Raw genomic sequence first — 12,510 nt, 5'->3', positions numbered from 1 at the left:
CCGGCCCACTCGGGCCGGGCCTTCAGCGTCCGCAGGCGTTCGTGCTGTCCGGCGGCGGGGTCAGCTCGTGCGGACCCGCAGGGTACGGACGCTGTTGCTGACGAACGACGCGATCGGCTCCGCCGCCGCCCCCTCCGCGAGCGCCAGGTCCGGGAAGCGCCCGAAGAGCTCCCGCAGTGCGGTCTCCGCCTCCAGCCGGGCCAGCCCCGCGCCCAGGCAGAAGTGCGGGCCGTGCCCGAGCGAGAGGTGCCTGGTGGGCTGCCGGGCCAGGTCGAAGCGGTCGGCGTCCGGGAAGTGGGCCGAGTCCCGCCCGACCGCGCCGTACGAGGCGAGCAGCGCCTCGCCGCGCCGGATCAGGACGCCACCGACCTCGATGTCCTCGGCCGCGTACCGCAGCGGGAACTGGCCGACGGGGGAGTCGTACCGCAGCGTCTCCTCGACCACGGCCGACCAGGAGTACGTGCCCTCCAGCACCTGCCGCAGCTGCCCGGGGTGCGCGAGCAGGGCCCGGACCGCGTTGGTGATCAGGTTGAGCGTGGTCTCGTGGCCGGCCACCAGCATCAGCAGCAGGGTGCCGACCAGCTCCTCCTCGCTCAGCCGGTCGGTCTCCGCGCGGGCCGCGATCAGGTCGGTGGTCAGGTCGTCGCCCGGCTCGGCCCGCTTGGCGGCCACCACCGAGCCGAGCAGGGCGAACAGCCCGCGCTGCGCGGCGATCGCCGCCTCCGGGGTGGCGGAGCTGCTCACCAGGGTGTCGGAGAGCTCGTGCAGTTCGTCCTGCTGGTCCAGGGCGAGGCCCAGCAGTTCGCCGATCACCTGCATCGGCAGCGGGTAGGCGAAGTGCTCGCGCAGGTCGAACCCGCCCTCCAGCACGGCCACCCGGTCGAGCAGCGCGGCGGTGAGCGCCTCGATCCGGGGCTGCAGCTCGGTGATCCGGCGTGGGGTGAACGCCTGGCTGACCAGTCCGCGCAGCCGTCGGTGGTCCTCGCCGTCGGCGGTGATCATCCCGGGGACGGTGACGAAGTTGAGCAGCGGCCAGCCCTCGGGCAGCCGTCCCTCCCGGAAGGTGTCCCAGAGCTGCGGGTTCTTGCCGACCCGGGGGTCGTTCAGCAGCTGCTGCAACGTGTCGTGGTGGGCTATCGCCCAGACCACCACCCCGCCAGGGAGCTCCACCAGGACCGCGGGGCCGGCTTCGCGGAGTCGGGCGTTCTCGGCGTGCTGGTCGCGTCCGAAGGGGTCGAGTCGGTGGGGGCGGAGACTGTCGGAGGTGTCCATGTGGGCCTTTCGGGGGCGGGCGTGCGTGGCGGGGTGAAGGCGCTGTAGAGCACCGGGAGCGAGGTCAGCGCCCGGGACCACGGCGACGGCCGCCAGGACAGTTCGTGCCCCGGTACGGCGAGTTGGAGATCGGGAAGCCGGTGGATCAGGGTCTCGACCGCCGTTTCGACGATCAGCCTGGCCGGGTGCTGGGCCGGGCAGACGTGCCGCCCGGCGCCCCAGGCCAGGTGCGCGCGGTTGCCGCCCACGCCGCCGGGGCCGTGCACCGCCGGGTCGGCGTTGGCGCCCGCCAGCCCGAGCACCAGCATGTCGCCCGCGCTGATGTACTGGCCGCCCAGCACGGTGTCGCCGGTCGCCCAGCGGCCGGGGAAGTTCTGGGTCGGCGGGTCCCGCCAGAGCACCTCGTCCAGCGCGTCCGAGACGGTCAGCCGGCCGCCGGTCAGGGTGGCCCGGAACCGGCGGTCGGTGAGCAGCAGCCGCAGCGTGTTGCCCGTCCAGTTGATGGTGGTCTCGTTGCCCGCGACCAGGATCACCACCAGGTGGTGCACCGCCTCCTCGTCGCTCAGCCCGGCGGGGTGCGCCAGCAGCCAGGAGGTCAGGTCGGCCCCCGGCTCCGCCCGGCGCCGCCGGACCAGGTCGAGCAGGATCGCCTGGAACTCGGCGTTGGCCCGGACCGACTTCTCGCTGCTGTCCACGAAGTGGCTGATCAGCTCGATCAGGTGCGGTCCGGCCTCGGCGGGCAGCCCGAGCAGCTGGGTGAAGACCAGCAGCGGCAGCCGGCGGGCGTACTGGGTGATCAGGTCGGCGGTGCCGTCCGGGCCCCAGCTGTCGATCAGCGAGTCGGCGGCGGCCTCGGTGGTCTGCCGGAGCTGCCGGTGGTCGATCTTGGCGAGCGTCTGGGCCACCGCGCCGCGCAGCCGCTGGTGGTCGGCGCCGTCCATGTTGAGCAGGGTCGGGCGCCAGGCCGTCATCGGCAGCAGCCGCGAGTCGGACTTCAGCCGGCCCTCCTTCGGTACCCGCCAGCGGCGCGAGTCCTTGGAGAACAGCTGCTCGTTCCGGGTGAGTTCGAGCAGCTCCGCGTAGCCGAGCACCAACCAGGCCTCGACGCCCGGCTCCAGCTCGATCGGTGCGACGCTGCCGTGCTGCTCGCGCATCCGGGCGTACAGCCCGTGCGGGTCCTCGGAGACCGAAGTGCCGTACAGCGGGGTGACGTTCGGCGGTGCGGCAGCCGCCGGGGTGCCGGCCGCCGGCCGGTGCGCGGGGCAGCCGGGGGGCGGGGTGGCGGTCTCTGGCAGGGGAGTTGTCATGACGGCAGCTCCAGGACGGAGGTCGAGTGCAGGTGGGCGACGAAGTCGATCAGCAGGTCGTACGCGGCCCGGCGGTCCCGGGCGTCACAGGTGAGGATCGGCACCTCGGGGAGCAGGTCGAGTGCCTGCCGGAGCTCCTCCTCGGGGTAGTCCGGGCTGTCCGGGAAGGAGTTGACGGCGATCGCGAACGGGATCCGCTGTTCCTCCAGCCGGCCCAGCACCTCGAAGCTCTCCTCGATCCGCCGGGCGTCGACCACGGCGATCGCGCCGAGCGCCCCGCGCGAGAGGTCGTCCCAGAGCGGCCAGAACCGCTGCTGCCCGGGGGTGCCGAAGAGGTAGAGGGCGAGCCGGGGGTTGAGCGTGATCCGGCCGAAGTCCAGGGCCACCGTGGTGGTCGACTTGTCCGGACGGCCGCTGAGGTCGTCCACCCCCGCCCCGGCGGCGGTCATGGTCTCCTCGGTGCGCAGCGGGGTGATCTCGCTCAACGAGCCGACCAGCGTGGTCTTTCCCACCCCGAACGGGCCGGTGATCAGGATCTTCACGGCGCCCTGCACGGTGGCCGGCAGGTACTCGGGCCGGACGGGGACGGCGGCGGGGTCCGCCGCGGCGAAGTTCGCTTCGGCGAACCCGGCGTCAGCGAAGTTGGCGGAGACCAAGGAGAACTTCCTCAAGGAGGGTGGAGGGCAGGCGCTCGGCCTGCTGGACGGGCGGTCGCACGTGGACGGCGCCGAGATCCCAGAGATCGCCGATCAGCACCTTCACCACCCCGAGCGGCAGGGCCAGGTGGGCGGCGATCTCGGCGACCGACAGCAGTTCGCGGCAGAGCGCCAGGATGCGCAGGTGCTCCCGGTTCAGGGCGTCGTCCGCGAGATCGGGCGGCTCGCCGAGCCCGGCCGCCGGTGCGGTGCTGACCAGGCTCTCCAGCGCCAGCACGTTCCGACTGGGCCGGCTGCGGCCACCCGTGATGACGTACGGGCGCACGGGGCCGCTCACGCGTGCACCCGGGGTGCGGGCCGCAGGCCGGTCCACCGGCGGCCGAGCCCGCTCAACGCGGGCCCCCGGCCGTCTGCTCGACCCGGGGCGGGCTGGTCAGGTGGGCGCCGAGCCGCTCCACCAGCACCTGCATCTGGTACGCCACCAGCCCGGCGTCCACGGCCTCGCCGGTCACCACCGCGAGGTGGGTGCCGGCCCCGGCCGCCACGATGAAGAGGTAGCCGCCGCCGTACTCGATGATGATCTGCCGGGTGCTGCTCCGCTGTCCGCCGAAGCCCACGGCGACGCCACGGGCCAGCGACTGGAGCCCGGAGCAGGCGGCGGCCAGGCGCTCGGCGTCCTCACGGGCGATCCGCTCGCTGCGGCCGATCTCCAGGCCGTCGTTGGACACCACCACGGCGTGCTGGACCTCGGGGACGTTGACGATGTCGGTGAGGAGCCAGCCGAGGTCAGGATGCGGGGTCATGGAAGTCTCCGGAGCGCTGGGGAGGTCGGGGGGCTTGAGGGGAAGCGGTGGACAGGTCCTGCGAGTCCCGCGCCGGGTTCTCACGCGGGTACTGGTGGTGCCGGGCGGCCGACCGGCCGCTCGCGGTGCCGGCCTGGAAGAGCGCCATGAACGCCTGCGCCTCCTGGGCCGACCGGGGAGGTACGGGGGCGGCGGGCTCCGCCGGCTGCGGCGCCGGGGTGGCGCCGCGCCGGTTGGTGCGGCGCGGCAGACCGGCCGCCGGGGGCTGCGGACGCGGGTCGGACGCCCGGGCCGGCCCGGGCGCGGTGACCCGCGCGGGGGCGGGGTCGGGGCCCGGGACGGGCTCGGGCGCGCGGTCGCGGACGGGGGCGCGGACGGGAAGGGCGGCCGGGGCCGGTGCGGCGGCGGGCAGCGCCGCCGGGGCGGGGCCCGGCAGCGGTTCGGTGAGCAGCGCCGTCGGCAGCAGCACCACCACCCGGACCCCGCCGTACGGGGAGGGCGCCGAACTGAGGGTGGCCCGGAAGCCGTACTGCTCGGCGAGCCGCCCGACCGCCGCGAGGCCGAGCTGCGGCACCTCGCCCAGCCGGGACACCTCCAGCGTGGAGCCGCCGGCGAGTGCGGCGGCGGCCTTCTCCACCGCCTGCTCGGGCATGCCGACGCCGCCGTCGTCGATCTCGATGACGGCACCGTTGTGCACCGGCATCAGCGTGACGAACACCTGGGTGCTGGGCGGCGAGTAGCGGGTGGCGTTGTCGAGCAGCTCGGCGACCGCGTGGATCAGGGCCTCGGCCGCGGCGCCGACCACGGCGGTCTCGATCCGGCTGCGCACCACCACCCGCTGGAAGGGCAGGATGCGGGACTGGGCGCCGCGCACCACGTCCTCCAGCGCGACCGGCTCGGGCCAGTGCCGGCCGGCCCGGGCGCCGCAGAGCACCGCCAGGGTCTGGGCCAGCCGGGCCTGTTGGGCCGCGGCGTGGTCGGCCTTGAGCAGGCCCTCCAGCAGCGCCGGGTCGTCGTGCGTGCGCTCCATCTCGTCCAGCCCGGCCTGCTGGTCGTGGGCCATCACCAGGATCCGGCGGGCCACGCTGAGGAAGGCCCGCTGGGTGGAGGCGTTCAGGTCCTGCTCGCGCTGGATGGCGGCGGTCTCGGCGCTGCGGTACGCGGCCTCGGCCTGGAACTTCTCGCTGAGTTCGTCGTACTGGCGCTGGCGGTCCTGCAGCCTGGCGGTGAGCGTGCGGGTGACCGCGAGGTACCGGGCGGCGGTCGGCACCGAGAGGGCGGCGAGTACGCCGGCTGCCGCGCCGAACCACTGAGTCATCGTCACGCCGCGAATTCTAGGGTGATGATCCTACCGAAGTGTGAACACTTCTGACATTCAGTGACCTGGTCCCGACAACTTCTCTCCGTCGGGCCGTCCTCAAGCGGAGTCCTCCTTCTACGGAGGATTTTTCAGCCGGTCGGCAGGATGCGGTGCAGCAGGAGCAGCGCGACGTCGTCCGGGCGGGAACCCAGCTCGGTGACGTTCAGCGTGAGCAGGTCGGCCAGCCGCTCCAGTCCGCCCTCGCCGGGCTCGCTGCGGCTCCACAGCTCCAACCCGCCGAGCATCCGCTGCACCGACTCGTCGTAGTCCTCGTCCCGGTCCTCGACCAGGCCGTCCGTGTACACCAGCAGCGTCTCGCCCGCCGCGAGGGCGTGCACCGAGAGCGGGTACGCGCCTCCCGGGTCCACCCCGAGCGGCGGGCCGCCCGGCAGGTGCAGCTCGACGGCCCGGCCGGCGGAGATCCGGACCGGCGCGGGGTGCCCGGCCCGGGCACCGGCCAGCGCGCCGGTGGCCGGGTCCAGGGTGAGGTAGAGGCAGGTCGCGAACAGGTCGGTGTCCAGCTCGGCGAGCAGCCGGCTGGTCCGGGCCAGCGTGGCGGCCGGGTCGTGCCCGTCGGTGGCGTACGCCCGCAGCCCGCTGCGGAGCTGGCCCATCACGGCCGTCGCCTCGGCGTTGTGCCCCTGGACGTCGCCGATCACCAGCCCGACCAGCCCGTCCGGCAGCCGCAGCAGGTCGTACCAGTCGCCGCCGATCTGCATGCCCTCGGTGCTGGGCAGGTAGCGCGCGGCACTGGCGATGCCGGGCACCCGGGGCAGGCTGCGCGGCAGCATCGCCCGCTGGAGCTCGGTGGCCCGGTGGTGGTGGGTGTCGTAGAGCCGGGCCCGCTCCAGCGACTGCGCCAGGATCCCGGCGAACGCGGAGTACATCGTGCGGTCCTCGTCGCCGAAGACCCGCTCGGTGGCGAAGGTGATCAGGCAGGAGCCGACCTGCCGCCCCGAGGCGACCAGCGGCAGCACCGCCCAGGCGGCCCCGGGCGCCCCGGCCGACGGGCCGCCCGGGCTGCTGAACAGCGGGGTGGCCTTGGTCAGCGAGTGCCGCATCACCCCGGCCGAGTCCTCGTGCAGCCGGGTCAGCTCGTTGCGGTACGGGCCGCCGTAGACCGAGGGCGAGACCGGCAGCAGCCGCCCCTCGTCCACCAGGTCGAGGACCAGGTCGGCGGCGCCCAGGGCCGGGCGCGCTATGTCGGCGAGCGCCGTGGTGACGTCCCGGACGGTGACCGCCCGGGACAGCGTCCGGGTGAGCGCGAGCAGCAGCGAGGAGCGGGCGCCCGCGAAGGGGGCGTCGTCCTCGGCGGCGCTCACCGGCCCGGCCCGGTGCCGGTCGGTGACCAGCCCCGCGATCCGGACCGGACGGCCGTGCAGGTCGAGCATCACCTCGCCGGTCTCGTCCACCGGCACGACGGCCCCGTCGGGGCGCACCACCCGGTACGTCAGCCGGTACGGGCCGCCCGCCGCGAGCGCGTCGGCCGTCCGGGCCTGCATGTCGGTCAGGTCCTCGGGGTGGATCAGCGGGGTGACGTCCGGCGCGGGGGCGGTCGCGGACTCGGAGGGCGCGGTCAGCCCGAACACCTCGTACGCGCGGGCGTCCCAGGCCGTCTCGCCGGTGACCAGATCACGCTCGAACGCCCCGGCCCCGGCGGCCCGGACGGCCAGCGACAGCAGCGGCTGCGGACCGGGACGGCTGCCCGTCCTGACCCCCTCCGGGGTGCGCTCGACGGCCTGCACGTGGTCGATCAGGTGCGCGAGCCGGTGCGCGCAGGCCTCCGCCAGCGTCTCCAGGACGTCGATGTCGCGGCGCGGGACGGTACCCCGGTGGGCCAGCGCCAGGGCCAGCGAGCCGATGGTGCCACCGTCCACCAGCAGCGGCAGAGTGGCCAGCGCGACCATCCCGGTACCCCGGCCCGCGTTGGTGTCGGGGTAGTCGCTGCCGGTCTGCTCGGGGCTGAGCAGCACCGGGCCGCGCCGCCGCAGGGCGAGCGCGGCGGGCAGGTCGCTCTCCGGGTCCACCAGGGTGTACCGCTCGTGGGCCCAGTCGGGCAGGCCGTGCGAGGCGGCGAGCCGGAGCATGCCGTCACTGTCCAGGAGGTAGAGCGCCGAACCCTCGCCGGTGATCCAGGTCGGCCCGTCGGAGAGGACGGTGCCGAGCAGCTCGGCGGCGCTGGTGCAGCGGAGCAGCAGCCGGACGCAGCGCATCGCCGTACGCGAGGAGCCGGACCTCGTCCCGTCCTCGGGCGGCAGCCACGGCGAGGTCAGGTCCAAGGGAGCTACCCGGCCCTTCCGCTCGCACCGCTGTCCTGGGGAATGCTGAACATCCTATTTCTTCGGGGGTGCGTCGGCCGTGCTGGCACGCCAGCGAAAACCGGGGGCCCGGACCGGTGCGCCGGCCGGGCAGGGCCTGCCGGAACCGGCGGGGGAAGCAGCCGGTGCCCGCTCGGGCAGGCGGCGGGGGCGCCTGCTAGGGCGCCTACTGACCGTCGCTCTCGCCGTACGGCTGCTGGGGCCGGGCGGGGACGGGACGCAGCGAGCGCAGTCCGCGGGCCACCGCGAAGGCGCGCCGGGCGGCATCGGCGAAGCTCTCGGGCCGCGGGACGGAGGAGACGGCCGGGAGGCCGGCGGGCGACAGCGCGCGCTGGTTCGGGATGAGGCCGGTGACGGGCCGGGTGCTGCGCGCGGACTGCGTCATGTGCCCACATCCTTCTTGAGTTTCGACGGCCTGGCGGCCTGACGGTACGACTACCCAGGCGGAAGCCAGTGTCCCCGTTGGCCGGCGACGAATTGGTCTCGAAACCCATCCGAACAGGTACCGGTCGGACATCGGCCGTGCTGTGCCGCCCCCGGGGCGGCCCCGCGCGCCCGGGTGACACCCTGCGCCCCGGCCGGGCACCCCGTCAAGCGTTCGGCGTCCCGGCTCAGGCGGCCGGTGCCCCGCTTCGAACGGCCGGTGCCCCGGCTCAGGCGGCCGGCCAGGTCCGCAGACCTTCCGTCAGCACCCGCACCAGCCGCTGCTGGGTCACCGCGAGGTCGGCGGCGAGCCGGAACGCCCCGCCGGTGGCCAGTGAGGCGTAGCCGTGAGCGGCCGCGCGGACCGTCCGCGCCGCGTGTATCGCCTCGGTGCCCTCCAGGTCGTACCCGCGCAGCACCGCGATGATCACCCCGACCAGCCGGGCGGCGGCCTGCCGCAGGGCGGCGTCCTCCTGCGGGGCCTGCGGCAGCGCCGCGTACCGGTTCGGGTACCGGTCGGCGTACCCCACGTAGGCCGTCAGCAGGGCCTCGACGGCTTCGTCCCCGCTGCGCCCGAGCACGGCCTCCGCGAGCGCCTCGGCCAGCTCCTCGGTGACCCGTATCGCCACCAGGCGGCGGAGTTCGGGCAGGCCGCCGGTCACGTGCTTGTAGAGCGAGGGGGTCGCGACGCCGGCCCGGCCGGCCACGGCGGCCAGGGTGAGGGCCTCCGGGCCCTTGTCGTCGATCAGCTCCAGTGCGTGGGCGAGCACGCCGGTCGGGGTGAGTCCGACTCTGGGCATCAGAGGCTCCTCGGGGTCTCGGCGGCCTGCGCCGCCTCGGTGGTCGCGGCGTTCCGGGCCTGCTCGGTGGTCGCGGTGGTCGCGGCGTTCTCGGCGAGTTCGGCCAGGAAGGGGAGCAGCGCGTCGGCGGTGGCCTGCGGGAACTCGCCCATCGGGTAGTGCCCGGCGCCCTCGATCATCACCTTACGGCCGTTCAGCGCCCTGATCTGGCGGTCCGCGACCACGACGGGGGAGGGGAAGTCGGGGTCCTTGCTGCCCATGACCACCAGCGCCGGGCAGTTCACGGCGGCGCTCCAGCCGACGGGCGAGGAGTCGCCGGTCACGTGGCCCCGGGTGGCGACCCGGCGGCCCGGGGTGCGGAGGGCGGCGACCAGGCCGGCCACGTACTCCTCGAAGTCGGCGGGCTTGGCGCTGGGGTAGGCGATCTTCTTCAGGTACCAGCCCCAGACGGCCGGGAACCGCACCACGACCGCCCCGAGCGCCCGGACCATCCCGCGCTGGAGGGCGTTCTGCGGGAGGTTCTCGATGAAGCCGTCGAGCAGCGCGATCCCGGCCACCCGCTCGGGCGCCTGGCCGGCCGCCTTGACCACGGTGGCGCCGGTGTACGAGCTGCCGACCAGCACCGCGCGCCGGATGTCCAGGTGGTCCAGCAGGGCGAGCACGTCGTCGGCGATGGCGCCGGGGGAGTAGTCGTCCCAGACGATCGAGGACTCGCCGAAGCCGCGCAGGTCCATGGTGATCACCCGGTGCCCGGCGGCGGCCAGCAGCGGACGCAGGTGCCGGTAGGTGGCCCGGGAGTCGAGCATGCCCGGGATCAGCACGACCGGAGCGCCGGAGCCGGTCACCGTGTCGTCGAAGGCGATCCGGCCGCCGGGGAGGGTGAGGAACTGGGTGCCGGTCATGTGGGGCCTCCTGGAGCTACTGCCTGAAGTGCTTCCTGTAGCCATAAAGCTAAGGCTAATAGCCTTAGCCGTCAAGTGGGTCTCCTGGCCACCTGCTCTCGCGCAGCCCCCGCGCACCTCGCGCAGCCCCTCGGCGCGCAGGGACGGTGCAGCTCGGCCGCAGCCCGCCGGCCCCCGGCGGGCGTGTTGTACGGTGCGGCCATGCCCTTCATCAACGTCAAGCAGCTGGCCGGCCGCAGCGAGGAGCAGATCGCGGAGATCACCCGCGAGCTCACCGCCACCTACGCGCGGATCACGGGCGTGAACCCGGACAACATCTGGGTGGCCGTGGAGGAGGTCCCGGCCCGGAACTGGTCGGCCGGCGGGGTCACCTTCGCCGAGAAGGCCGCCGAGAAGGCCGCCGCGAAGGCCCGCGCCACCGAGGGCTGACCGCCGGGAGGAGCGAACCCCTCCCGGCCCCAGGAGACTTGGACCGTCCCGAGCAGGCCGCTTGGAATCAGGGGCTCCTGGGATTAACGTTTGATAACGCAGCGCGGTCGGCAACGCCGTACCCGAAACGGCACCGTGCGCCGTCGCCTAATCCACAGGGCCCGCCTTCACCGGCAGTCCCGGGAGCCGGGGAACCACGTTCCATGGGGTGAATCAGCCGGGCCCTGGCCCGGTCGTAGGAGACCTTCCTGCTCCGAACCCGTCAGCTAACCCGGTAGGCGCGAAGGAAGGAAAGGAGCGCGCCTCCCTTGGCGTCGTCGCACTCCCCCAGCACCCCGGTGGCAGCAACCCAGTTGCTCGACCACCCCTCGGATCAGCCGCCGGACGCGGCCCCCGACCACGGCTCCCGGCACCGGATGCCCCGCCAGACGCGCGGCGGCCCGCTGATCGGCGTCACCGCGATGGCCGCCTCGCTCGGCGCGACGGGCTTCGCCACCGCCGCCCCGGCCGCCGCCGCCACACCCCCGCCCCCGGCCCCGGCCGTCGCGGCCCCTGACGAATCGTCCGTGACCGCCCTCGCGGCCGACCCGGGACTCGCACTCGCCGCCCGCATCCAGCAGCAGGCCGACGGCCGGCGCACCTCCGCCGAGGAGACCGCCCGGCTGGCCGCCGCCCAGGAGGCCGAGGCCAAGCGCGCCGCCCAGCAGGCAGAGGCCCACGCGGAGGCCCAGACCCAGGTCCAGGCCCCGACCGGGGCTCAGGCCGAGGGGGAGGCCGAGCAGGCCGGGCAGGGCACCTTCGCCCTGCCGACCGGCAACTACACGCTGACCGCGCACTACGGCCAGTCCGGCGCGCACTGGGCCCACCTGCACACCGGCCTGGACTTCGCGGCCCCCACCGGCACCCCGGTGACCGCCGTCGGCGCGGGCACCGTCACCTCGGCCGGCTGGTCCGGCGCGTACGGCTACCGGGTGATCCAGGCCCTCCCCGACGGCACCGAGATCTGGTACTGCCACCTCTCCGCCATCAGCACCACCGCCGGACCCGTCACCCCGGGCACCGTCCTCGGCCGGGTCGGCGCCACCGGAAACTCCCCCGGCCTCCGGCCGGGAGGCGCCCCCGTCGGCCCCCACCTCCACCTGGAGGTCCGCCCGGACGGCGGCATCCCGGTCGACCCGCTGCCCTGGCTCCAGGAGCGCGGCGTCCAGCCGTAGGCACGCACGGCACGGACACGAGCGGGGCGCCCACCGACAGGTGGGCGCCCCGCTCGTTCAGGTGCCGAAGGCTGTCACTGAAAGTCCCCCGGCCACGCCCTACTCCGCGCTGTCCTGCTCCTGCTCCTGCTCCTGCTCCTGCTCCGCCAGGTACGCGTCGATCTCGGCGGCGTCCGGTTCCGGCGCCAGGTCGGCGTACTCCTGGACCAGCAGGGCCGGCAGCCCGGGGACCGTCCACTCGCCGAGCAGGCGCAGCGCCTCCGCGACCACCGCCGTCTCGAACCCCTCGAAGTCCCCGGACAGCTCGGCCGGCATCGGCTTCCCGAGCGCGTTCAGCCCGGCCAGGTTGCGGTAGCTGCGCTGCATCAGCCGGTTCTCCAGCAGCAGCCGGGCGCCGTCGGTGGCCATCCCGACGGACATCGACCGGTCGCGTCCCCAGCCGCTGTCCACCTCGACCCGGTCCAGCACCCCCGACTCCTCCAGCGCGCCGAACGCCGCCAGCCGCTGCTCCTGAGTCAGCTCCCGGAAGGCGTCCAGCCAGGACCGGACGGCCGCCGGGTCGGCGGTGTCCACCCCGTCCGCGCGCAGCAGCAGCGTGTACAGCCGGGGCCAGGTGACCAGGTGCGGCTGGCGCAGCAGGCCGCAGAGCAGCTCGCCCTGCCACTCCGCCTCGGCGTGCAGCCGCTCGTGCCGCTTGGCGTTCAGCCGCTTCGCCGCCCGCTGATGATCGATCAGCAACCGCACCGCCCTGCCGTACGCCTCCGGCTCCTCCCCGGGCTGCACGTACATGTACATCCGCTCGTACAGCAGTTGTTCGACCACCGGGGAGCTCAGCTCGGGGAAGCCGTCGTGCATCCGGCCGTCGCCCAGTTCGAGCAGCGTCAGCACCGCCCGCACCGCCGCCTCGGGCGCCGGCTCGTACCCCTCCTCGGCGGCCCAGGAGAGCAGGTCGGCGGCGCGGGTGTGCGGGATGAGCTGGAGGTCTTCGTCGTTCACCCTCGGTACGGTATCGGGTACCGCCCACCC

13 protein-coding genes and 1 riboswitch are annotated in these 12,510 nt (G+C 74.5%); of the genes, 2 read left to right on the top strand and 11 right to left on the bottom strand.

Annotation, left to right across the window (positions count from 1 at the left end; all coding sequences use genetic code 11):
• Positions 1 to 60: 60 nt before the first annotated feature.
• From ABD330_RS10225 to ABD330_RS10180, 10 genes are all read right to left on the bottom strand, one after another.
• Positions 61 to 1,170, bottom strand: a complete 1,110-nt coding sequence (locus ABD330_RS10225; RefSeq protein ID WP_344463176.1) for a cytochrome P450 family protein — start codon at positions 1,168 to 1,170, stop codon at positions 61 to 63.
• Complete coding sequence (locus ABD330_RS10220) at positions 1,134 to 2,579, bottom strand: cytochrome P450 (RefSeq protein ID WP_344463174.1); 1,446 nt, start codon at positions 2,577 to 2,579, stop codon at positions 1,134 to 1,136. The genes ABD330_RS10225 and ABD330_RS10220 overlap by 37 nt, the downstream gene beginning before the upstream one ends.
• Positions 2,576 to 3,145 (bottom strand): GTP-binding protein, encoded by a 570-nt coding sequence (locus tag ABD330_RS10215; RefSeq protein WP_344463477.1) that lies wholly within the window; start codon positions 3,143 to 3,145, stop codon positions 2,576 to 2,578. Before ABD330_RS10215 ends, ABD330_RS10220 begins: the two co-directional genes overlap by 4 nt.
• A gap of 67 nt (positions 3,146 to 3,212) precedes the next feature.
• A complete protein-coding gene (locus ABD330_RS10210; protein WP_344463172.1) occupies positions 3,213 to 3,572 on the bottom strand; it encodes a DUF742 domain-containing protein in 360 nt (119 codons plus the stop codon).
• 52 nt (positions 3,573 to 3,624) lie between these two features.
• Positions 3,625 to 4,038, bottom strand: a complete 414-nt coding sequence (locus tag ABD330_RS10205; protein ID WP_344463169.1) for a roadblock/LC7 domain-containing protein — start codon at positions 4,036 to 4,038, stop codon at positions 3,625 to 3,627.
• Positions 4,022 to 5,356 carry an ATP-binding protein gene (locus ABD330_RS10200; protein ID WP_344463475.1) on the bottom strand — a complete coding sequence of 445 codons (1,335 nt, stop codon included), beginning with the start codon at positions 5,354 to 5,356 and terminating at the stop codon, positions 4,022 to 4,024. Before ABD330_RS10200 ends, ABD330_RS10205 begins: the two co-directional genes overlap by 17 nt.
• A 131-nt stretch (positions 5,357 to 5,487) precedes the next feature.
• Positions 5,488 to 7,677, bottom strand: a complete 2,190-nt coding sequence (locus ABD330_RS10195; protein WP_344463167.1) for a SpoIIE family protein phosphatase — start codon at positions 7,675 to 7,677, stop codon at positions 5,488 to 5,490.
• A 205-nt stretch (positions 7,678 to 7,882) separates the two neighbouring features.
• Positions 7,883 to 8,101 carry a hypothetical protein gene (locus ABD330_RS10190; protein ID WP_344463165.1) on the bottom strand — a complete coding sequence of 73 codons (219 nt, stop codon included), beginning with the start codon at positions 8,099 to 8,101 and terminating at the stop codon, positions 7,883 to 7,885.
• 268 nt (positions 8,102 to 8,369) lie between these two features.
• Entirely contained in the window at positions 8,370 to 8,939 is a 570-nt protein-coding gene (locus ABD330_RS10185) for a TetR-like C-terminal domain-containing protein (RefSeq protein WP_344463163.1), read from the bottom strand.
• Positions 8,939 to 9,841: an alpha/beta fold hydrolase gene (locus tag ABD330_RS10180; protein WP_344463161.1), complete on the bottom strand. Its 903-nt coding sequence runs from the start codon at positions 9,839 to 9,841 to the stop codon at positions 8,939 to 8,941. The genes ABD330_RS10185 and ABD330_RS10180 overlap by 1 nt, the downstream gene beginning before the upstream one ends.
• 201 nt (positions 9,842 to 10,042) lie before the next feature.
• On the opposite strand from ABD330_RS10180, the gene ABD330_RS10175 reads away from it, so the two are divergent.
• Both ABD330_RS10175 and ABD330_RS10170 read left to right on the top strand, forming a co-directional pair.
• Positions 10,043 to 10,270 (top strand): tautomerase family protein, encoded by a 228-nt coding sequence (locus tag ABD330_RS10175; protein WP_344463159.1) that lies wholly within the window; start codon positions 10,043 to 10,045, stop codon positions 10,268 to 10,270.
• 134 nt (positions 10,271 to 10,404) lie between these two features.
• A riboswitch (cyclic di-AMP (ydaO/yuaA leader) is annotated at positions 10,405 to 10,565 on the top strand.
• Positions 10,566 to 10,578: 13 nt separating this feature from the next.
• Positions 10,579 to 11,484 carry a M23 family metallopeptidase gene (locus ABD330_RS10170; protein ID WP_344463157.1) on the top strand — a complete coding sequence of 302 codons (906 nt, stop codon included), beginning with the start codon at positions 10,579 to 10,581 and terminating at the stop codon, positions 11,482 to 11,484.
• Between the two features lie 99 nt (positions 11,485 to 11,583).
• Here the strand turns inward: ABD330_RS10170 and ABD330_RS10165 are convergent, their stop codons facing one another.
• Positions 11,584 to 12,480 (bottom strand): hypothetical protein, encoded by an 897-nt coding sequence (locus ABD330_RS10165; RefSeq protein ID WP_344463155.1) that lies wholly within the window; start codon positions 12,478 to 12,480, stop codon positions 11,584 to 11,586.
• Positions 12,481 to 12,510: the final 30 nt, after the last annotated feature.

The sequence above is a fragment of the Kitasatospora kazusensis genome (assembly GCF_039529945.1).
Lineage (GTDB): Bacteria > Actinomycetota > Actinomycetes > Streptomycetales > Streptomycetaceae > Kitasatospora > Kitasatospora kazusensis.
The sequence above is the reverse complement of the archived record's forward strand: the minus strand, read 5'-3'. Positions and strand labels throughout refer to the sequence as shown.